Origin of the sequence: Vibrio alfacsensis, from assembly GCF_019670485.1 — a bacterium.
GTDB lineage: Bacteria > Pseudomonadota > Gammaproteobacteria > Enterobacterales > Vibrionaceae > Vibrio > Vibrio alfacsensis.
Genome location: NZ_AP024167.1, coordinates 55,328 through 74,098, shown reverse-complemented (window position 1 = coordinate 74,098; position 18,771 = coordinate 55,328). Strand labels below are relative to the sequence as shown.

Sequence of the window (18,771 nt, the reverse complement as noted above, 5' to 3'; positions counted from 1 at the left end):
TTACACTCACATACACGGAGGCAGTAAGTTTTTGTTTTTGACAAAATCTGTCAGAGTGTGGTCTTTGCTATTGTCGCTCTCTATCTTTTCCAGAGAGCCACCAATGGCATTTACTGTCGCCATTGGTAGTTCGTCTGCATCTTGAAGATTAGAAAGCAATTCGCTCACTCTATCTTCTAAACTTTTCATTGATCACCCTTTGGTGCCTAGAGACTTTTTAATAATTTCGAACTCAAGTTTGCCCTCGTTATCGTTACCGACACCGATTTCTGCAAAGTGAAGTTCTGGGTACTGCTTACCATAGGCTTCAAGCAGAGCTTGCTTAACATCCGTAATTTCTGGGAATAGATCTCTTAGCACCATACCGCCATAGCGAAACTGTCTAACTGCTTGTTCGATAACTGCACTCATAATCGTGACTCCTTAAAACATGGTTACTTGGTCTGAAAGTTCAGGTTTTTCTGATTCTTCCGCTTGTTCTGTTGGCTCTTTTGACGCATCAGGCGTTTCAACTGGCTCTTTAGTTGGCTCTGGCGTTGGTGCGGTTTCCGCTACAGGATGTTTGGTTGTTTCTTTCTTAGATGCAGGGTCGGCTTTTGGTGGTGCGGATTCTGCTTTTGTAGGGGTGGCTGCTTTATCTGTATTGCTTGCTGTTGACGTATCAAGCATAGGCGCAGGGTCAGGCTGTTTAGCATTGGACTTGGCACTTGCCGTACCTTTGCCTTTGTTCGCTGTGGTCTTTTTCGCAGGTTTAGTCGCAAGAGATTTGATCACTTCATCTAGGTTTGATGAAGCGGTGATTCGAGCTTGTGTTAAATCAGGCAAGCTATTACTTAGAGCTTCATCAATTTCTTCGGGTGTACCAGTGATGCGGATTGGCGAGTTAAGAGCATTTGCGATAGCTTCAACTTGCTCATCCTTGTTATCAATCTGCGTTGTAACTGGCATGATGAAAAGCGAGTAGTGGTTTGCAGCAGGGTCGATACATTTAACTGTAAGTTCCATGCCTTTCGATTGCTCGATGAACTGAGCCATACTTGTTACAAAATTCATAGTTGTCGTCCTTTGTTTGCGTGACAGTTAAATATTCGCATGACCTTTTGAGCCGACAAGAAACAACAAAGAAAAAATCACTAAGTATTTTTGTAAGGTTTAAGACAAGGACAATTCTGACAGAATGGTGAACATTCATATTCAGTATCCATTTTTTGTTTCGTCCCAAAAATACTGGTATTTTTTTGTAAGGCAAGCCAATTAAGCCTAATAATATCAGTAACTTAATGTCAATTTATCCGTCCCAAATAAATTTGTATTTTCGTCCCAAAAATACTGGTATTTTTTTTGATAGGAAAAAGCCCTGAGCCCTTATGTAGAAAGGGTTTAAGGGCGATTTTTCTGTCCCAAATAAATTTGTATTTTCGTCCCAAAAATACTGGTATTTTTTTGATAGGAAAAAGCCCTGAACCCTTATGTAGAAAGGGTTTAAGGGCGATTTTTCTGTCCCAAACTTTTCTAGTCAAACAAACTTGGCTGACGCTGATTGTCTGACGTTAAATGTTCTAGTGGATTGGTTTTGGTCTGTTTCAGCTTTTCTTTGAAAAACTCAATCGAGTCATAAAGCGTTGATGGAAGAACGTTACTTATCAAGAGAGTCTTTCCGCCTCTATTGCCAACCAGTTCAAGTAGGCTGTACCCGATCTTATTAATATATGCACTCGTAAAGTGGTGTGGCTTACCATTAATGCAAATAACAAACTTCGGTAACGTCTTACCAAGGTGTACGTCCATTTCACTCAACAGAGCGTGCTGAGCATCCATTGCCAAACGTTCTGCGTAATTACGCTCTAGCTTGTAGAGAAAGAACGTGACCATTTCTGGTGAAACGTCTGTGTCGAGTTTTAGCTGAGACAAGTAAAACTTCTCTTTGTCAGATTGATACTCATATTTCATTGCCTCAAACATTAGCGGCTTTAAATCATAGATAAACGCTGGTGGCGGTAACGTAGCGTAATCGGTCTGAATGTGCTTTAAACTAATATCCATAACTTCAGCTCTCTGACTGTGTGTTGAGGTAAGTGTTGAGTTCGAGCTTACTGTTAATCTGAGTAAGATAGTTCGGATCACCGTTGGCATAGTATTTCAGTTTCGGTGGATTGATGAGTAATGCGTGATTTTGCTTATTTAGTCTCGTATTGGAACGATTGATTAGCGCATCAAGGTAATGTTTATCGTTGAGCGAGGGATGCAAACTCAGAGAGTAAACGTGTGGCTGGTAACTCAGTAAACGCACGACGGCTCTATCAAGTTCAGGATACGAGGTAAGTTCATAATTCGCCGCTAATATAATTCTTGCTTTAGTTTTCTTTAATCGTCTTAGCGTGATTAAGGTAGCCGCAAGGTTATGATCTAATATTTGATAGAGACAGATAATTGGCACAAGTATGGTTTGCATTAGCTCTAGTCCATTGTTGATAAATCCGTTTAAAAAATTACGTCACTTACCGAAGCCGACAAGTGACGAAAGTTTTAAGAAGATTCACAGTCAATACATCGCAATTTCTGTGGGAACTTTTCTAACCGCAAGGGCTTAAGTTCAACACCACATTCAATGCAGGTTTCATCAAAGTCGGGGTTCTTATTTAGATAGACTGTCACACGCTGTAATTGCTTTAGAGTTTCATGCTTCTGATTGATTAGTGATTGCAACCTGTCACGTTCCTCGTTGAGTGATGAACGGTCAACTGCGTCATTGCACTCTTGCTGCTCAAGTGCGTGGTACTGGGTTTCCAGTTCCTTTATCTCACACTTTTTTGTCTCTATTTCATTTGCTACACGTTTTTGATGTTCCATAGCTCAATTCCCTTTTTATTATTGAGAGTCACGTACACGTTTCACCGCTTGCTCAATACAGCGCATCTTCTCTGCGGTCGTCAGCGTCGTATGACTTAACAAGCCCAGCCAATCATTTAATATCGTGGTGAAACTGGTGTTCATTTCTGCGTATGTACCGACATCAAAATCAAGTAGCTTGTCGGTGAAGTAGGGTGTGGACTGGTCGATGCAAGTATCGAGATCCGAGATCTGTTTGAGTATTTCGTCTGAATTTGGAACGTTTATGCTTGTGTCAGCATTTGCGTTAAGCGATGCGCATAGAGCAAAAATTGCAAGGGATGACTTTTTCATTTTTTCACCTATTAGTAATGCCGAAGTTCGGTCATTACTAATAAGCGAAAATGATTTTGGGGAAGTTATAGCGTTTGAGTTACCGTTATTAAGGTCGAATTGTGTTTTCTGGCAAGACGAAAATTATCTTGAAAGCTACGGTATTCGTGACCGAAAAACGCTTTCTTTTCGTCAGAGATAGCTTGTTCAAACCATTCGTATGAACCGATTAAACTAGAAATTCTGTTGTACTCCACCCCTAGTTTAAAAAGCAGTCTATCAAGCAGTTTTGAAAAGTCTCTAGCTTTAATAATGCTTTGGTAGGAGAGGGCGGCGGCAAGAGTAGGGCAATTCTGATATTCATCGAAGCTACCATCCATCTGGTAATCTTCCCTCAACAGATACTCAATGAGTTTATGGTCGTCCACTCGATATTCAAGTTCAAAGTCATCGAAGAAAGCCCCAGCCCATTTCAAGACGGTACTTTCATCGAAGTGAGCATACAACAACGGCGCATCGACGTACTCAGCTTCTGCAGGCTCTGTGGTCAGTGATGGTAGCTGACGAAGATAATCCCAAATGATTTCCCAGGATGAAGATGGGGCATTAACTATCTTGCTAGACATTTGCTCGTCAAATTGAGAGGCGTTGATGGCATGCTTTAGTTGTTCCAATTGTTCCCACTGATTGAGAGTCTCTGGGTCTGGATAACGTCTTTTTTCATTATTGACTTGTTCTATTGCGTTTCCTTTCACAATGAGGGGATGCTCAGCACATAGCTTAAAGTACAGCTCAGTTGATACGAGCGCTTTTAATCCGTCAGAAACACTCACGCCTAGAAAGCTACCCAAGTGAGGCACAGAGAAAGGACCAGGCGCAGATAGTTTGACTTCAGATAACGTGAGTAATGAACTCACCAGAGATTGGGCGTCTATAAGGGTTTTACTATAGGGGGTTAACACTATATGAGAAGCTTTGTGAACAACTTTATTCTTTTCAATAGAAATGCCCAATGGGTTTTCATTGAAAACAGAAGTGGTGGCTATCGCAGTGTAGAGTGGTATAGCGAATGAACATACTGCTTTAAATGCCTCTTCTTTAGTTGTCTCGTCGAAATCGATATCAAGAAAGGCTTTGTTATAAGCATCGAGGGTAACCACAAAATATTCCTCGTTACGCTTGATGGTTTCCCACAACCTTGGAGCCAGGCCTAGCGAGCGGTAGTTCTGCAATACCTCATCACTAAGTGGGGCATTGTTTATCATCGAGCTGTAAAACAAGCCGGCTTCATCAATGAAAAGTGGTTTGCTCTCTGGCTTGGCAAAGTCCAACTTAGAAATTAAACCAATCGAGTCGGATGATGACAGCTGAAATTCGTTTACTAAACACTGATTCAGTTGTAAGCGTTGTTCGGAAGAGAGCTTCTTAGTCCCATCTGATTTCCTACTTAAACGTTCCGCTTCTTTGTAATCACGATAACCAAATCCGTTCTTTAGTAAAACGTTTTGAGCCACTGATAGTTTGATAGAGGTAGGGCTGATCTTTATTACAAGCTTAAGCCACTTCTTGACGCTTTTTAGTTGGGGGGTACTCAGTTCTATTCGCATAGACATATCTCCATACTTGGCATTAAAGGAGGGACTAGCTGCTCGATGCCAATCAGTAAGACATACACGCGAGGTTTCTTGGGTTGGTTGTCATGGACTTTGCTTGCTAGCAGCGAGCTCACCAAGGGAACTTCAGTAAGCATAGTAAATTGAGCATAACAAATAAACCGATTCAAGGTTTGGTGAGGGGGTCGGTTCAAATTACGTGAGGGTCGGTTCAAATTGCGTGACCCTATTAGATTAAAGTGGTGACGCAGATCACATTTACCCCTAACAAAGCTCCCCCTATGAGGCGATAGTCATTAACAGGAATGACGGAGACGCATCATATGGAAAATCGAATTAACACCATTGATTACTTGAGCCTGGCTAAGTGTGAGCCAATGTCTTTAGCGAACTACTTACCAATGTCTTTAGTAAAAAAAGCGCTATCGCTGAGTAATCTCGATGTAGAAAAAGCTAAATGCAATGGTGAACTTTCAGTTGATCACATGACGTCTGAAAATCTATCAGTGGCGATGGTGAGACTAGATGAAGCGGTCGCACTTTATGACCAGAAGCTCAATCGAATTGCGAATATAAAAGCGGTGTTGATTGAGTGCTGGCAAGAAAGAAGCATATATTCCCACAGCGAATTTTTCACTAAATTAGGGTTTGATTACCGTAATCCATCAGACCGTAAAGCAATTCAAGAAGCGTTAACCGCAATTGATAAAGAATGCTGTCAATGTGGCGTTCTGCTTTCATCACTCCTCTACCTCGTCCACGACGATCTACCACCTAAGCAATATTTTGAAAGAGCTGTCGAGCTTAATATTGTTCATATCGACGATATTCAGACAATTGAGCAGAAACGCAGTTTTTGGGACGACCAGTTATTAAATGGTTGGAGCTCGAACCTAGCAGGAGTACAAGCATGACTCTCCAACCTTACTTGCTCACTGCAGATAACGTTACAAAGCGATACGGTGATAAAACTGTGCTTAAGAACGTCAACTTAGCTATTCGCAAAGAGGAATTTGTCAGCTTAGTTGGTCCGTCGGGTTGCGGTAAAAGTAGCTTGCTACGCATTATTCTTGGCCAAGAGAATGCCTGTGAGGGTGACATTTATATCAACGGTCGCTTAGCGACTGAGCCATCTCCAAATCGTGGCGTAGTCTATCAGAAATATTCACTTTTCCCGCACCTGACTGTTTTAGATAACGTGCTGATGGGGATTAATCACCTCGGCATTAAAGGTAAAGCCTCAACAAAATCAGAGTGCATTGATTACGCAATGTACTACCTAGAGCGAGTTTTACTTCAAGACGCTGCACACAAACTGCCACACGAACTTTCAGGTGGTATGCAGCAGCGTGCCGCAATTGCCCAGGCTTTGATAGCAAGTCCAGAAATTTTATTGATGGATGAACCTTTTGCGGCATTAGATCAAGTATCACGAGAGTTGCTTCAAACCTTTCTCTTGCAGCTGCATGAAGAACTTCGTATGACCGTTGTTTTCATCACGCACAGCTTAGAAGAAGCGGCATACCTCGGCACTCGCCTGCTTGCACTGAGCCAGTACTACGACGGTTTTAATACAGACTCAGACCATGGAGCAACGATCGTTGAAGATGTTTGTCTCGATACGCTAGCGCGCTCAACAGATATTAAGCGTAAACCAGAGTTTATTGAACTCGTCACTCGCATTAGACGCACTGCATTCGATCCAGACGTGATTCAGTCAGTCGATGATTTCAATCTCACTCACCCAGATTCATTCACGATCGAAAGCACAAACACACTCAAGACATTGACTCAAAAGGACTCGACAAATGAAGCTTAAGTACTCACTACTGACACTTGCGTTGGCGAGTGCAGCCGCACAATCGGTTGAACGATTACCAGCAACACCTATTGAAGATACGGTTATCGCCAGTTCTGGTTCCGTTAAAAAGTCGACAACTTACAATATGCCGATCATCACTTGGGGCGGTGACGTGGCAACAATTTATGCTAACGGCGCAAAGACCACTTCTAATGGCTCTTTAGTTGCGACAACCCCTGTTCGTCTAGAGCTAAATCGCAAAGACCGATTCCAAGATCAGATCCGTGAATACATGAAAGGGGACTCTCCATTTCTTCGTGGCACGATGTCGATGATTAACTTAGCGGCGGCTGCGGTTAAGGGTAATGATGACCTGACACCAGTGGTGATATCGCAACTCAGTTGGTCAGAGGGTGGGGATGCTCTGGTTGTTAAAGGTGGACTGAAACCCGCAGAGTTATGTGATAAGTCAATTGCGATTAATGCGTTTGGGCCACACCTTAATTACGCAAACCGCGTGTTATCTGATGCGGGATGTGATGTAAGCAAAATTGATTTCTTCTATACACGCGATCTAACCGGTACCGAAAACACGCCAGCCGAAGCACTGTTTGACTCAAACGTTGATGCAGCATTTGTCATTACACCTGATGCGCTTGCTTTAACTAGCGGTGGTAACGTTGGTAGTGGGGCAGAGGGCTCAGTGAAAGGCGCGTCGATTGTGATGAGTACCGCTAGTGCATCGAGAGTGATTACTGATCTTATTGCGGTACGTAAGGATTTCTATGACCAAAATAAAGATTCGCTTGATTCACTAGTCATGGCACTTTTGAAAGCGCAAGAAGCTCTCCCTGCAGCTGTAAACGCACCGATGCTTAAGACGGATGCAGCAGAGCTATTGTTTGACTCAAAAATGGCAGTGGATGAAATTGAACCGCTTGTTGGCGATGCTTATATCTCCAACTTTCAAGATAACCAAGCTTTCTTCACTGGTAACACTGCGCGTAACTTTGAAGTCATCAAAAACGAAACCGCCCAAGGTCTTCTCGCAATGGGCGCGATCAAAAGCCCAGGTACCGTTTTAAAAGCCGATATCAACTACCGTCTTCATGCCAACGGTTATGCAGCAAAAATTGAGCAACCAAGGTTTGATACCAAGTCTTTAAGTGCGGTTGTCGACAAGAAACAAAAGCAAAATACGCTGGATAACGACACGCTCTATTCGTTTGATGTTTACTTCAAGCCCAACCAACGTGGGTTCGACTCGTCACTCTATCAGTCTGAGTTCGAGAAAGTGATTGAGCTTTCAGGTGCATACTCGGGTTCTGTCATTCTCATTGAGGGGCATTCAGACCCTATGGGGTATCTCCGTAAGGCCAAGTCAGGCTCTAACAACGTCGTGCTAAACCGAATGAAGCAAGGGTTGAAGAATTTGAGCCTCAACCGAGCGACCGAAGTTCGTCAGTCTGTGATTGAAATGGGTGAAATGAACAAACTCTATCTCGACCCGTCACAATTTACGGTTATTGGACACGGCATCTCGCAACCAAAAACGGGGATCTGTGGTGATCAACCTTGCGCGCCAAAATCGGAAGCACAGTGGCTTTCGAATATGCGAGTGACGTTCCGACTTCTGAATGTTGAAGCAGAAGAAACCGCCTTTAGCCCACTTTAAGGAGACGTGATAATGAAACGTTCAATTTTATGTATGACGATTTCCCTAGCACTTATCGGTTGTAAAGAGCAGAGCAATTCACCATTAAATCCTCAAGCGCAAGCTACAAAGGACGTCGTTGAAAGAGTAGTGACACACCAACAATCGGGTTACGGCTCAGTTGGGATTAACAACTCATGGCCAGCGGTTAGTGAACAAGATATTGAAGTGAGCAATAACCTACTCGCCTCCAACTACTATTTGGTGCTAGACGGCAGTGGTTCAATGGACAGAACCAGTTGTGGGGCAGGGCAGCGCCGCATTGATGTAGCTAAAACGGCTTTATCAACGTTTGTGAGTTCACTACCAAACGATGCTCAAATTGGTTTGTATGTCTTTGATGGACGTGGCGCTAATGAGCGTGCTGCGCTTAAAGCGGGTGGCGAACATAAGCAGTTTGTGATTGACCAGATAAAGTTAGTGGAGCCCAACGACGGGACGCCTCTAGGGGCGAGCTTAATCGAAGCTTACAACTCACTAACAGCCCAGGCTAAAAAGCAACTAGGTTACGGCACATTTCATAGCGTCATCGTAACCGACGGTGATGCAGGTGATACCGGCTTAATGAATCGGATGGTAGATAAGATTGTTGGTGAAACTGCCATCAACTTACATACGATGGGGTTCTGTATAGGCGCTAGTCACGCACTTAATCGTCAGGGTTACGTGAACTACCAATCTGCATCAAACGCCGAACAACTGCTTGCTGGCTTGAGCTCAGTGACCGCAGAAGCCGAAGCGTTTAATGTCGACACAGAGTTCAAGGAGTAGCTTATGAGACTCGCGATGGCAGGCGTTGCACTAGCGGTTGTTGCAGCATCAATGATTGGGGTTAACGTTTTTCTAGAAGATGCGGAAAACGAACGTGACATCAACCTGAGTGACAGCGGTACATTCAATCACAGTTACACCATGGCAATGGATGGTTGGATTGGTTACTCAATACTTTGTTCAAATACCTTTAAGAGCCGTTTACGTGACAATCAAATTCGTTGGTCTTGTGAGAACGACGATGCCGACTTGGAAGACCGCTTTAAACGCTTAAAAAATGGTGATATCGACTTTGCGGTAACGACGGTAGATGCATACCTATCTCTTGGTCAAGATTATGATTTCCCGGGTGTGGTTATCGCTGTTATTGACCAATCAAAAGGTGGTGATGCCATTGTTGCTTGGTCCGATGAAGTAAAAACAGTTAACGATCTTGCTAATGCAAATGGCAAGATGGCTTATATCGCAGACACGCCAAGCGAGCATTTCTTACGAGCTATTCGTTCTCACTTTGCTCTCGATAAGAAAGGGCAAACCCACACTAAAGGCACCTCAGAAGAGGTCCTAGCAGCAATTAAGAACAAGGACGTTCACTCCGCTGTATTGTGGGAACCGTATGTCACTAAAGCACTTGCTGTTGATGGCATAGAAAAAGTCATTTCGACGGCGGAAGTACAAGGCGTGATCGTCGATATCCTCCTTGTTAATAAATCAGTGTTACAGCACGACTTCGAGCAAGTTAAAACGGTATTAGACCAGTACTTCCAAACCGTAGATATTGGCCGAGTGTCGCCTAACACTTTGATAAATGACGTGGTGAAGACGACCGGTATCGAAAAAAGCGAAGTGTCAAAAATGATGTCAGGGGTTGAGTTCTCAGACTTCAATGACAACGCCATCCACTGGTTTCCAATGCACACCATCAATGGCAACCCTTACACTCGCGATAGCTTGTACGACGTGATCAATCGAACCACCGATCTACTTGGCACAAGCGGAGTGACCGTGTCACTGCCAGACAATAACCCTTATCGCTTAATTGCCAGTAAAGCCCTTGGTGAAATCCTCACTGACCGGAAAGCGGCGGGTACATTCATCGAACCTGAGCCAGAGCCAATCGTCTTTGAGAAATTGTCGGATGCTGAGTGGGATCAGTTAAAGGTGGTGGGTAAGCTCAAAACGCCAAACGTGCAATTCTCCAACGGTCGAAGTGAACTGAGTTTAACGGCAAAACAAACGCTGGATGCAGCTGTTGAGGACCTTAAGCACTATCCGTCTTATCGACTCCTAATTAAAGGGCATACATCAACATCTGGTGATGCAGAAGCCAATTTAGAGTTATCGAGCAATCGAGCGAAATTTGTCGAGCGTTACTTCACGCTGGCTCACGGCATTCATAAAAACCGTGTGAAAGCGGTCGGTGTCGGGGGCAACGAACCGTTAGCACGAGAGCCTGGTGAAACATTCCGTGCATTTAAGTACCGACTACCGCGTGTCGAGCTCATTCTACTTAGAGATGGGTTTTAAGGAGGCAGTATGGATATTTGTCGCAATGAGATTGAATCGCTTTATAAAGCGAAAGTGATCAATGACTCGTTATCTCATGCACTGATCATTGCAACGCTCGCTAATGCGCTAGGCCTGTTTCTGTTTGAATCCGTGAGATGGTTCTTTGCAATCGCGTTTGGTTTGTTTTTAGTAGCGACGGTCTCTAACTTCGTGATTCGGTTTTTAATTAGAAGCCATGAGTTAAGACTGGAAATCGCAAATCAATTACAAGCTGAAGCTATCACTAAACGTGAAGCACTGTCTCAAGAAGTACAGGCAGGCTTGGCAGAGTTAAATGAACAACCAGCTATCACACAGTTTGAACAGTTAAATGAAAAGTTTCAGTCATACCTAACGGTTTTGAATCTTCAATTTAACGACGGTGAGTTAACCCACCGTCGATACCAGACAGCTGCAGAACGCTTGTACCTGAGTTCAGTGGACTCATTGAAACAATATCTGCTTCTCTCGCATGCAATCAAAGGCATCGACATCGAGAGACTGACTAAACAGATTGAACAAGAGCAAGACCAATTAACTCTCGTTCAGTTGAGTGAACGCCGAAACCTTTTCAACGAAACCACCGAGCGCAAATCAGACATTCTCAAGCTCAATGAGTCAGTGATGACTGCGCTTGATAAAAGTACATCTGAGTTGGCCAGTATCACAACGAAAGCTGAGTCAGAACAAAGCATTGAGGACAGCTTACAAGAAGTGCATACGCTGATCTCTAGAACACACTTATACGACCAAAAAGGATAGTCCCCATGAGTAATGAATCGACAGCGGTAAGCATTGAAATGCCAGAGCAACAAACCCAGGAGTTAGTTGAATTGAAACCCGAAGTACAGGTAAAGGCGAAAGAGTTTGTTGCCAACCTAACCTCAATTAAGGCGCAAGATCTTGATGCTCAAATGGAAGCAACGAACCAATCGAAAGCCTTTGGTGGACAAGTTGAAACGGAACTCAATAAGATGTCCAAAATGCTTCAGCAACCGATGTCAGTGTTGATTGACGATGCTGAAAGTGGCGGCGATGTAGCAACCGGTCTTCTGGAGCTTGAAAAGGTGGCTCGTGATATCGACCCTAATAACTTCGATTTCCAAACTCTATCAGGTTTTCGTCAGTTTCTATCTTTCCTTGGTGTCCCAACCCCACTTCGTACCTGGATTGCGAAATTTTCAAGCGCTGAGTCAGTCATAAAAAGCATCGAACAGGGTTTGCTAGACGGAAAAGATCAGCTAGAGCGAGATAACACCACGCTTCGTGAAGATCAGCTCGCTTATCGCAAACAGATTCACGTTCTAGATGACCATATCGCTTTTGCAGCAGAAGTGGTCAAGCTCATTGCTGACAAAGTGGATAAAGAGAAGAACCCTGACAAAAAGCGATTTTTGCAGGAAGAAATTCTGTTCTCATTATCGCAACGTCATCAAGACCTTTTGACTAGCAAAGCCATCTACACCCAAGGCTTCGTCACCAGCCAATTCATTATCCGAACCAATGAAGAGTTGTGTCGCTCTGTAGATCGCGCCATCAAGCACACTCTTACTGCCCTTGGTATTGCCTCAAGCCTTGCAGTGGCGCTGGCTCGACAGAAAAAGGTTATTGCCGCTGTCGATACAGCCAAACGTGTAACTGAAGATATGATCACTCAAATCAGTGAGCAGCTTCTTACGCAAGGTGTCGCCGTTCTTAACCAAAGCCAAGAGCCGTACATTCAGGTCGAGGTGATGAAGCGAGCGTTTGATAACACCATTAATGCAATCGACGAAGTATCGAAGTTTCGCGTTGAAGCACTTGGTCAGATGAAAACCGAGATCGCGACACTTCAAGATATGACCAGCGATATGGATAAAGAGATCAACCGAATTGAGCAAGGGGAAGCACAACGCAGCAAGTTCCACGTTGAGCTGTAACTAATTCCTTGTCCTTTGCAGCCAGTTAGCTGTCGGCTGCCTTTTTAAACGAAAACGGATATTTGACATGAAAAAGGCAATTCTACCTCTACTTACCACACTTGCTTTAAGTGCAGGTGTTCAAGCGAAAGAAACGTATTCCGTGTGTTACTCAACTTATGTAGGTTGGCAGCCGTACGCACTTCTAGAGTCCACAGGCGCGCTTCAGCGAGCAGAGCAGAAGTATAACGTTGATATTCGCATTGAACTTGTACCCGACTACATAGAGTCGATAAACCTCTACACTCTTGGGCAATATGATGCCTGTGCGATGACCACACTTGATGCTCTTACTATTCCTGCTGTTTCAGGCGTAGATAGCACAGCTATTATCTTTGGTGATTACTCAAACGGCAACGATGGCATTGTAATCAAAGGTGGCGAGTCGGTTAGCGACCTCGCTGGTAAAGATATCCATCTCGTTGAATTAAGCGTCTCTCACTACTTATTAGCGCGAGCCCTTGAAAAAGCCGGTCTTTCTGAGCGAGACGTAAATCTGGTCAATACGTCGGATGCAGATTTAGCCGCAGTGGTGATGGCTAAACCTGAATATGCAGCAGTGACCTGGAATCCACCTTTAATGACGGTGCTATCAGATCCTGAAGCCAATCTTGTGTTTGATTCATCAATGATTCCCTCAGAAATTATGGATGTACTCATCTCTCGAACCGATGCACCAGAAGCGTTCAAACTAGCGATTACTGAAGCATGGTATGAAGTGATGAGTTTACTTCGAGATCCACAAACCGCAGAGCCATTAATTGCTGAAATGGCAGTAAATTCTGGTACGACGGTCAGTGAATTTAAAGCACAACTGGCGACGACACGTTTGTACTTTGACCCAACTGAAGCGACTGAGGCCATGGAGTCGGACAGCGTCAAGCAATCAATGGACTTTGTTCGTTCATTCTCTTTCTCAAAGGGTCTGTTTGGGCAATATGCACAATCAGCAGATTTTGTTGGCATTGAGTTCGCTGATAGCACTATCTTGGGTGATCCAGCAAACGTAAAACTTCGTTTTTCTAGTAAATACATGGCTGACGTTGCTGGAAACTAGAGGGAGGGTACTGCGATGCTTTTTGAACTTCATAAGTCACCCAAATCTTGGGTTAAGTTAGTTTTGGCATTACTGCCATTTGCGATTGCAGTCATTGCTTATCAGGTAGGCTCAGAATATCGATTGTCTGAGAACCCAAGAGACAAGATTTTACCTGCGTTTTCGCAAATGTTTGAGACGTTCAAATCAATGATGCTGGTACCTGACCGACGCTCAGGGGAACTTGTGTTATTAACGGACATTCAATCGAGCTTAACCCGACTAATGACAGGTGTTGGCATCGCAGCCGCTATCTCATTAATTTCAGGTCTGATGATTGGTACGTATAAAGGCGTCTATGCCCTAGCAAACCCAGCACTCACCTTTGTCTCGATGATTCCACCACTTTCTTTATTACCTGTTTTATTCATTGTGTTCGGAGTGGGTGAGGCAGGCAAGATCGGTCTCATAGTGATTGGAGTTACGCCGCTTATTACAAGAGATTTGGTCTTATATATACGCTCTCTACCTGTTGAATTGACAGTAAAAGCTCAAACGCTTGGGCTCAATCGTTTTCAGATCGCCTATAAGGTGATGCTGCCATTAAGTATCCCAAAGTTGATCGATTCCTGCAGATTATCTCTTGGCGCCAGTTGGTTATTTCTTATCGCTGCAGAAGCAATCGCCTCACAGTCTGGACTCGGTTACCGTATTTTTCTTCTACGTCGCTATTTGTCAATGGATGGCATCGTACCTTATGTTATCACGATAACGATAATCGGCATCACCATAGACCTGCTGTTGAGGTTAATACTGACAAGAACCAATCAATGGTATGCAGGAGAATCTCATGACTGATAAAGCACCAGAATGCGACCTGTATAAAGCAATTCGTGAAAATAGAGCAGCACGGGCTGAGTATGAGGGCATTGAAAATACCTTGGGCAATTTTATTGGTTTTAGTGCGGCAGTAACTGGGATTTGGATCGCAATTGGATTGGTGACATTCATAAATTTACAAGAAGTCTCAGCTATTCAATATGAATACATGATCAAGAATTACGGATGCGCAACTCATGGTATTTTCCAGCAAGTTCTTCAAGATGGCACCGTGACCGTGACGGAGTTCATGAGTTTACCGACGCTGGAAGAAGCTGAAGCAAAAGCCAAGCTTTTCAATCAAACTCTCATTTGTTCAGAAGACCAACTTTTCGACTTGCAAGTTCTTGAAGAGGAAAAATTGCATGAGTAGCGATTACACAGTAGATGACTATGAGAAAATAACAGCACAGCTTAAAAAAGGTTCAAGAAAATTTAAATTTTATTCTGTACTTGTTTTCTTGTATGCATCGATTCTATTGTCGGCGTTCTGTTATTTTTACCTCAACCCTTTCAATGAGATAGAGCACGAAGATTACTTGGAGCTTTACCGTAGTGTTAGCCAAGTAGACTGCCTCCCAGATAGTGTTAAACAAGCATTGCATAATGGGAAGATTACGCATTGGGAATACTTCTGGTTTGATGATATTGAGAGCTTTGGCACCAAAACAAAGCTTCACGGGCTACTTATCAATGGCAGTCAGTGTCAAGGGTAAAAGATACATTTAACAATTCATATTTAGCTTAAGCTAGTGAGAGAGGGAGTTATGATTTCTTTAGATCAATGCAATCGCGAACTGCTAAGTTCAGATCAAACAGCTAATATCATTACGTTAGTGAATAGTAAGCATCCTACTTGGTTACTCTGCGATCAATACCGCCTATATCCGATATTGTTGAACTCACAAGTTAGAAATTATCTCAGTGTGGTTGAAGCTCAAGAAGCCGTCAGCTTTTTGATTCCCTCCAGAGTTGTCCATAATTCTTCAGTTGAAAGAGATGGAATGTTACATCTTCACTTTTATCGATTTTCCGATAGGGAAGAGAGACCATTTATTAAATTAAGCTATCTATGTCCTCAAACTGAACAAGAAACATCAACCACTGAATGGTTATCTCGCTACGAGGACTACGAAGAAGTTTTCCCAAGTCTCGTATCACATATGGAGTCTAAGCTTGGGTGCAGTATTGAGCTGTTAACCAATCATCAAGATTTGAAACCAGAATACCTTTCAACATTGCGTTTGTACTCACCTCGCTTAATCATATATCGCGTTGGTGACCAAACGCTGGATTACTATGGCCAACTAAAAGCCACAGCTGGGGTCGAGGCAGAAGCCTTACTAAACGTTATTGACGAAGTGATTACCAAGCTTATAGCAAGTTACCCAGGTACGACTTTATACAGTGATGAAGCAGTCTCATTCATCACAGATGAACTAGAGCCTTACCTTGAGCCTATAGATCTTACACAAATTAATTTTCCTTTCGTAAATGGTTAGATTGATAGAAAAACTTGCGCGTGTTACATCGTCACGTATTCGCGCAAGATTTAAGCACCTAAAATTAAGTCTAAGGCATCTTCAAATCGCTTGGCCTCTTTCGTGTTCTTAATGAAAAGAGGTAGATAAGTAAAAGTCGGTCTGTAAGTATTGCCTGGTGTTCGCTTTAAGTTTCCTGATTCCAGATATTTTGAGATTGCACGCTTAGCTGTGCTTAGTGAAATACCTAATTTATCCACCAGTTCATCACGTCTAAATTCTTTAGATTCGTAAAGTTTACATTCAATCAATCCCATGACTGGGGACTCATTCTTATATATCAAAGTTAATGCCTCGATATAATGAGCAGCTTCCATAGCCGACATGCCCTGGTCCAAGCTATCGTAATCAACAGTTTCCCATGCATGAAGTGAGCTGTTGTATTGAATGACATTTGGGTACTTATCAATGAATGAAGCGATGTATTTTTCTGCTGAACGAGCGCTTACTCCATAAGCTCCAGCAATTACTTTTTTGCTAACCATTCCGTTTGTCACTAGCGACGCTTCAATAAATGTGTTCATACCAAGCAGTTTCATTTTTCATATCCCTATTAGTGGCTCAGTACTAATAAGCGAAAACTGTTGGCGAGCGACGGTGAACTTAAGATGTTGATATTAAATGATTTTAATAAACAAAAAAATCGCACCCTTTAAAAAGGTGCGATTTAGTTTTGGTTTAATGCTACTTCTAAAGTCTAAAAGGGCTGAGATTCAGACAGAATACTAGGGTCGTCATCTAAAATATCGGAGTATATTTGAGCTGAAATGTATTCAAAATTACCCTCACACCATTTTTTAATGTTACTCAACCTGTATGTCTTAACGTGGTCTAACAACTCTTGGACAGTAAGTTTTGTATTATAGTTGATGGCAATATAATCCTTTAACGCAAAAAATAGTTCTTTATCAACAACATAAGAGCCATAACTAACCATCTTAAGTTCTTTTTGGAGCTTCAATAATGTACCCATCGCAATGTCTTCTTCGACACCAATGAACTGAGACATTATGGAACTTAGCTTCTCTAAGTGTTCATTTGAATCATAAGCGGTAAGCAAATACTCTCCGCCATCAATAGCAAACTTTTTATAGATAGTTGAGCGCCTAGTTGATGAAATTATCACGTCTCGTTTCAGCTCGTTAGTGAAAACCTTAATTTTGCTATTTTCAATCGTTGACTTAACAGTTTCATGCTTGCCGAAAATGGGGTTATTTAAAGTTGGTGCATTGAAGCCACCTTTACTTTCATCATATTTTGCACCAGACATTTTAATCATTTCTTCTAGATCAACGACAACATAAACCAACGGTTCCCCATTAGGGTTTGCCCCAAATCTAAGATGATATCCGCATAAGTTGTATTGAAAATCAGAGTCGTTAATTACTGATGTTGTTTCACTAAATTTATAATACTTATCTAAGTCCTTAAGCAACTCTCTTTGCAACTGAGCTGCTGATCCCATGTAAAACATTTTATCTTTGACAAACTCAATGAGAAGAGATTCTTTTTCAACTCTTTGTCGGCGCAAGGTTAAATAAAATAGAAAGGTTAATGGGCTTCCAACTGCAATTTTTGACGGAATACCAAACAGCAGTTCTCTGTTAGAAAGCTCTTTTATAATCACTTTGTTTAGATCAATGATAAACAATGATGGTTTAGTGTTTAGGTCGCCATTTCTATCGTATTGTGGTGCAACTGTTGAGTTCGTTTCAAGACCAACAATGTATTGAAAATCTTTAGTATTAAACAGCGTAGAATCATCTTGTTGCTTGCGTCCTAATAGGTCTGATTTGTTATAAATCGTATGACGCAATTCCAAAATAGCTCTAATAATGCTCTTCCTCATGGGACCACTATCTGTCACACCAAGAATGCTCACTATATGAGTCATTTTGATAGGAACAGATATTTCTTGAAAAGCTTTCTCATACTTCTTTGTTCTTAACATTTTTGCATTAAAAACAATGGCCAAGTTTATGATTGCATTTAAAACTTGATAAGCAAATTGAGTAGCAATTTGTGTGGATGCAGTTGCATGAATTTCATACTTGGCAACTACGTCATTACCTGACTTATGAGTAAAAACTCTTTTTTCGGATTGCTTACCAATCGCAGTTTTTGGGGCAATGGCTAAAAACTCAGCTGGTACAAGACTTTCGTGGTAAAACCAACCTGTCGGAAACAAATTATCATGAATGTCGACATCTTCTTGGCTAAATTTGTATTTCGTTAGGAGATTACTGACACTTTCTCGAGAGTTCTTATCATTAGTATTCCTTGTCGTATTAATCTTTGTTGATGAAGCGGAAATAGCTAGCTCTTCCGCTGTGCTAAATTGGTAAACCGTAATACTATGATCGTCAGTTCCATTATATAAACAGCGAATACTTTTTAGTATGTTTTTGTTTGTAAAATCAGCAAGATAAGCTCTTAATGATGCGGTTGGTATTTTATATAGATTGGTTATTTCTTCAAAAAGTACTGTATTTGCAACAGAATGGTTGATGTATTTTGAAGAAGCTGTAATGAGATAATGCAGAACAATCTTAGCTTTAGGTGCAAGATTAAGCTTTGCTTCAAATTGGTCAACAACAGTTAGTAGGTCGTTTTCGTGACCTAAGTAACTTATGAAAGACCTTTTTCGTTTAACGGATTGTATTTGCGTTAGATCTATCAGATCCATTAATTCGATAGCCATCAGTCCATCACTGTTAGTTTCGTATGTTATGGATATTATCATCGATC

Annotated in this window: 22 protein-coding genes; 12 read left to right on the top strand and 10 right to left on the bottom strand. The window is 42.3% G+C overall.

Annotation, left to right across the window (positions count from 1 at the left end; all coding sequences use genetic code 11):
* Nucleotides 1–6: 6 nt before the first annotated feature.
* The 8 genes from VA249_RS21845 to VA249_RS21810 form a co-directional block, all read right to left on the bottom strand.
* A complete protein-coding gene (locus VA249_RS21845) occupies nucleotides 7–189 on the bottom strand; it encodes a hypothetical protein (protein WP_176703815.1) in 183 nt (60 codons plus the stop codon).
* A gap of 3 nt (nucleotides 190–192) precedes the next feature.
* Complete coding sequence (locus VA249_RS21840; protein ID WP_176703816.1) at nucleotides 193–411, bottom strand: PRTRC system protein C; 219 nt, start codon at nucleotides 409–411, stop codon at nucleotides 193–195.
* A gap of 12 nt (nucleotides 412–423) precedes the next feature.
* Nucleotides 424–1,053, bottom strand: a complete 630-nt coding sequence (locus tag VA249_RS21835; protein WP_176703817.1) for a hypothetical protein — start codon at nucleotides 1,051–1,053, stop codon at nucleotides 424–426.
* Nucleotides 1,054–1,512: 459 nt separating this feature from the next.
* The gene (locus VA249_RS21830; protein ID WP_176703818.1) at nucleotides 1,513–2,043 is read right to left on the bottom strand and encodes a hypothetical protein; all 531 of its coding nucleotides are present in this window, start codon (nucleotides 2,041–2,043) and stop codon (nucleotides 1,513–1,515) included.
* Between the two features lie 4 nt (nucleotides 2,044–2,047).
* Nucleotides 2,048–2,452, bottom strand: a complete 405-nt coding sequence (locus tag VA249_RS21825) for a hypothetical protein (protein WP_176703819.1) — start codon at nucleotides 2,450–2,452, stop codon at nucleotides 2,048–2,050.
* A gap of 74 nt (nucleotides 2,453–2,526) precedes the next feature.
* Nucleotides 2,527–2,850, bottom strand: a complete 324-nt coding sequence (locus VA249_RS21820) for a hypothetical protein (RefSeq protein ID WP_176703820.1) — start codon at nucleotides 2,848–2,850, stop codon at nucleotides 2,527–2,529.
* An 18-nt stretch (nucleotides 2,851–2,868) separates the two neighbouring features.
* Nucleotides 2,869–3,183, bottom strand: a complete 315-nt coding sequence (locus VA249_RS21815; RefSeq protein WP_176703821.1) for a hypothetical protein — start codon at nucleotides 3,181–3,183, stop codon at nucleotides 2,869–2,871.
* A gap of 65 nt (nucleotides 3,184–3,248) precedes the next feature.
* The gene (locus VA249_RS21810) at nucleotides 3,249–4,769 is read right to left on the bottom strand and encodes a hypothetical protein (protein WP_221072347.1); all 1,521 of its coding nucleotides are present in this window, start codon (nucleotides 4,767–4,769) and stop codon (nucleotides 3,249–3,251) included.
* Between the two features lie 329 nt (nucleotides 4,770–5,098).
* On the opposite strand from VA249_RS21810, the gene VA249_RS21805 reads away from it, so the two are divergent.
* From VA249_RS21805 to VA249_RS21750, 12 genes are all read left to right on the top strand, one after another.
* A complete protein-coding gene (locus tag VA249_RS21805; protein WP_176703823.1) occupies nucleotides 5,099–5,689 on the top strand; it encodes a hypothetical protein in 591 nt (196 codons plus the stop codon).
* Nucleotides 5,686–6,594 (top strand): ABC transporter ATP-binding protein, encoded by a 909-nt coding sequence (locus VA249_RS21800; protein ID WP_176703824.1) that lies wholly within the window; start codon nucleotides 5,686–5,688, stop codon nucleotides 6,592–6,594. Before VA249_RS21805 ends, VA249_RS21800 begins: the two co-directional genes overlap by 4 nt.
* On the top strand, nucleotides 6,584–8,251 hold the full coding sequence (locus VA249_RS21795; RefSeq protein ID WP_176703825.1) for a nitrate ABC transporter substrate-binding protein: 1,668 nt from the start codon (nucleotides 6,584–6,586) through the stop codon (nucleotides 8,249–8,251). Before VA249_RS21800 ends, VA249_RS21795 begins: the two co-directional genes overlap by 11 nt.
* Before the next feature lie 12 nt (nucleotides 8,252–8,263).
* Nucleotides 8,264–9,061, top strand: coding sequence for a vWA domain-containing protein (locus VA249_RS21790; protein WP_176703826.1), 798 nt, complete (start codon nucleotides 8,264–8,266; stop codon nucleotides 9,059–9,061).
* 3 nt (nucleotides 9,062–9,064) lie between these two features.
* Complete coding sequence (locus VA249_RS21785) at nucleotides 9,065–10,588, top strand: OmpA family protein (RefSeq protein WP_176703827.1); 1,524 nt, start codon at nucleotides 9,065–9,067, stop codon at nucleotides 10,586–10,588.
* A gap of 9 nt (nucleotides 10,589–10,597) precedes the next feature.
* Nucleotides 10,598–11,371 carry a hypothetical protein gene (locus VA249_RS21780; protein WP_176703828.1) on the top strand — a complete coding sequence of 258 codons (774 nt, stop codon included), beginning with the start codon at nucleotides 10,598–10,600 and terminating at the stop codon, nucleotides 11,369–11,371.
* A gap of 5 nt (nucleotides 11,372–11,376) precedes the next feature.
* Nucleotides 11,377–12,528 (top strand): toxic anion resistance protein, encoded by a 1,152-nt coding sequence (locus VA249_RS21775; RefSeq protein WP_176703829.1) that lies wholly within the window; start codon nucleotides 11,377–11,379, stop codon nucleotides 12,526–12,528.
* Between the two features lie 67 nt (nucleotides 12,529–12,595).
* The gene (locus VA249_RS21770) at nucleotides 12,596–13,624 is read left to right on the top strand and encodes a putative urea ABC transporter substrate-binding protein (RefSeq protein ID WP_176703830.1); all 1,029 of its coding nucleotides are present in this window, start codon (nucleotides 12,596–12,598) and stop codon (nucleotides 13,622–13,624) included.
* Nucleotides 13,625–13,639: 15 nt separating this feature from the next.
* On the top strand, nucleotides 13,640–14,461 hold the full coding sequence (locus VA249_RS21765) for an ABC transporter permease (RefSeq protein WP_176703831.1): 822 nt from the start codon (nucleotides 13,640–13,642) through the stop codon (nucleotides 14,459–14,461).
* A complete protein-coding gene (locus VA249_RS21760) occupies nucleotides 14,454–14,855 on the top strand; it encodes a hypothetical protein (protein WP_176703832.1) in 402 nt (133 codons plus the stop codon). The genes VA249_RS21765 and VA249_RS21760 overlap by 8 nt, the downstream gene beginning before the upstream one ends.
* A complete protein-coding gene (locus VA249_RS21755) occupies nucleotides 14,848–15,198 on the top strand; it encodes a hypothetical protein (RefSeq protein ID WP_176703833.1) in 351 nt (116 codons plus the stop codon). Before VA249_RS21760 ends, VA249_RS21755 begins: the two co-directional genes overlap by 8 nt.
* A 51-nt stretch (nucleotides 15,199–15,249) precedes the next feature.
* Nucleotides 15,250–15,984, top strand: coding sequence for a hypothetical protein (locus tag VA249_RS21750; protein WP_176703834.1), 735 nt, complete (start codon nucleotides 15,250–15,252; stop codon nucleotides 15,982–15,984).
* Between the two features lie 50 nt (nucleotides 15,985–16,034).
* Here the strand turns inward: VA249_RS21750 and VA249_RS21745 are convergent, their stop codons facing one another.
* Together VA249_RS21745 and VA249_RS21740 are read right to left on the bottom strand one after the other, a co-directional pair.
* Nucleotides 16,035–16,562, bottom strand: coding sequence for a hypothetical protein (locus tag VA249_RS21745; RefSeq protein WP_176703835.1), 528 nt, complete (start codon nucleotides 16,560–16,562; stop codon nucleotides 16,035–16,037).
* 158 nt (nucleotides 16,563–16,720) lie between these two features.
* Nucleotides 16,721–18,724 carry a replication initiator protein RctB domain-containing protein gene (locus tag VA249_RS21740; RefSeq protein ID WP_176703836.1) on the bottom strand — a complete coding sequence of 668 codons (2,004 nt, stop codon included), beginning with the start codon at nucleotides 18,722–18,724 and terminating at the stop codon, nucleotides 16,721–16,723.
* Nucleotides 18,725–18,771 lie beyond the last annotated feature (47 nt).

Coding starts and splice junctions, on each gene's coding strand:
- VA249_RS21845 (WP_176703815.1), bottom strand. CDS start 189: ATGAAAAGTTTAGAAGATAGAGTGAGCGAATTGCTTTCTAATCTTCAA.
- VA249_RS21840 (WP_176703816.1), bottom strand. CDS start 411: ATGAGTGCAGTTATCGAACAAGCAGTTAGACAGTTTCGCTATGGCGGT.
- VA249_RS21835 (WP_176703817.1), bottom strand. CDS start 1,053: ATGAATTTTGTAACAAGTATGGCTCAGTTCATCGAGCAATCGAAAGGC.
- VA249_RS21830 (WP_176703818.1), bottom strand. CDS start 2,043: ATGGATATTAGTTTAAAGCACATTCAGACCGATTACGCTACGTTACCG.
- VA249_RS21825 (WP_176703819.1), bottom strand. CDS start 2,452: ATGCAAACCATACTTGTGCCAATTATCTGTCTCTATCAAATATTAGAT.
- VA249_RS21820 (WP_176703820.1), bottom strand. CDS start 2,850: ATGGAACATCAAAAACGTGTAGCAAATGAAATAGAGACAAAAAAGTGT.
- VA249_RS21815 (WP_176703821.1), bottom strand. CDS start 3,183: ATGAAAAAGTCATCCCTTGCAATTTTTGCTCTATGCGCATCGCTTAAC.
- VA249_RS21810 (WP_221072347.1), bottom strand. CDS start 4,769: ATGCGAATAGAACTGAGTACCCCCCAACTAAAAAGCGTCAAGAAGTGG.
- VA249_RS21805 (WP_176703823.1), top strand. CDS start 5,099: ATGGAAAATCGAATTAACACCATTGATTACTTGAGCCTGGCTAAGTGT.
- VA249_RS21800 (WP_176703824.1), top strand. CDS start 5,686: ATGACTCTCCAACCTTACTTGCTCACTGCAGATAACGTTACAAAGCGA.
- VA249_RS21795 (WP_176703825.1), top strand. CDS start 6,584: ATGAAGCTTAAGTACTCACTACTGACACTTGCGTTGGCGAGTGCAGCC.
- VA249_RS21790 (WP_176703826.1), top strand. CDS start 8,264: ATGAAACGTTCAATTTTATGTATGACGATTTCCCTAGCACTTATCGGT.
- VA249_RS21785 (WP_176703827.1), top strand. CDS start 9,065: ATGAGACTCGCGATGGCAGGCGTTGCACTAGCGGTTGTTGCAGCATCA.
- VA249_RS21780 (WP_176703828.1), top strand. CDS start 10,598: ATGGATATTTGTCGCAATGAGATTGAATCGCTTTATAAAGCGAAAGTG.
- VA249_RS21775 (WP_176703829.1), top strand. CDS start 11,377: ATGAGTAATGAATCGACAGCGGTAAGCATTGAAATGCCAGAGCAACAA.
- VA249_RS21770 (WP_176703830.1), top strand. CDS start 12,596: ATGAAAAAGGCAATTCTACCTCTACTTACCACACTTGCTTTAAGTGCA.
- VA249_RS21765 (WP_176703831.1), top strand. CDS start 13,640: ATGCTTTTTGAACTTCATAAGTCACCCAAATCTTGGGTTAAGTTAGTT.
- VA249_RS21760 (WP_176703832.1), top strand. CDS start 14,454: ATGACTGATAAAGCACCAGAATGCGACCTGTATAAAGCAATTCGTGAA.
- VA249_RS21755 (WP_176703833.1), top strand. CDS start 14,848: ATGAGTAGCGATTACACAGTAGATGACTATGAGAAAATAACAGCACAG.
- VA249_RS21750 (WP_176703834.1), top strand. CDS start 15,250: ATGATTTCTTTAGATCAATGCAATCGCGAACTGCTAAGTTCAGATCAA.
- VA249_RS21745 (WP_176703835.1), bottom strand. CDS start 16,562: ATGAAACTGCTTGGTATGAACACATTTATTGAAGCGTCGCTAGTGACA.
- VA249_RS21740 (WP_176703836.1), bottom strand. CDS start 18,724: ATGGCTATCGAATTAATGGATCTGATAGATCTAACGCAAATACAATCC.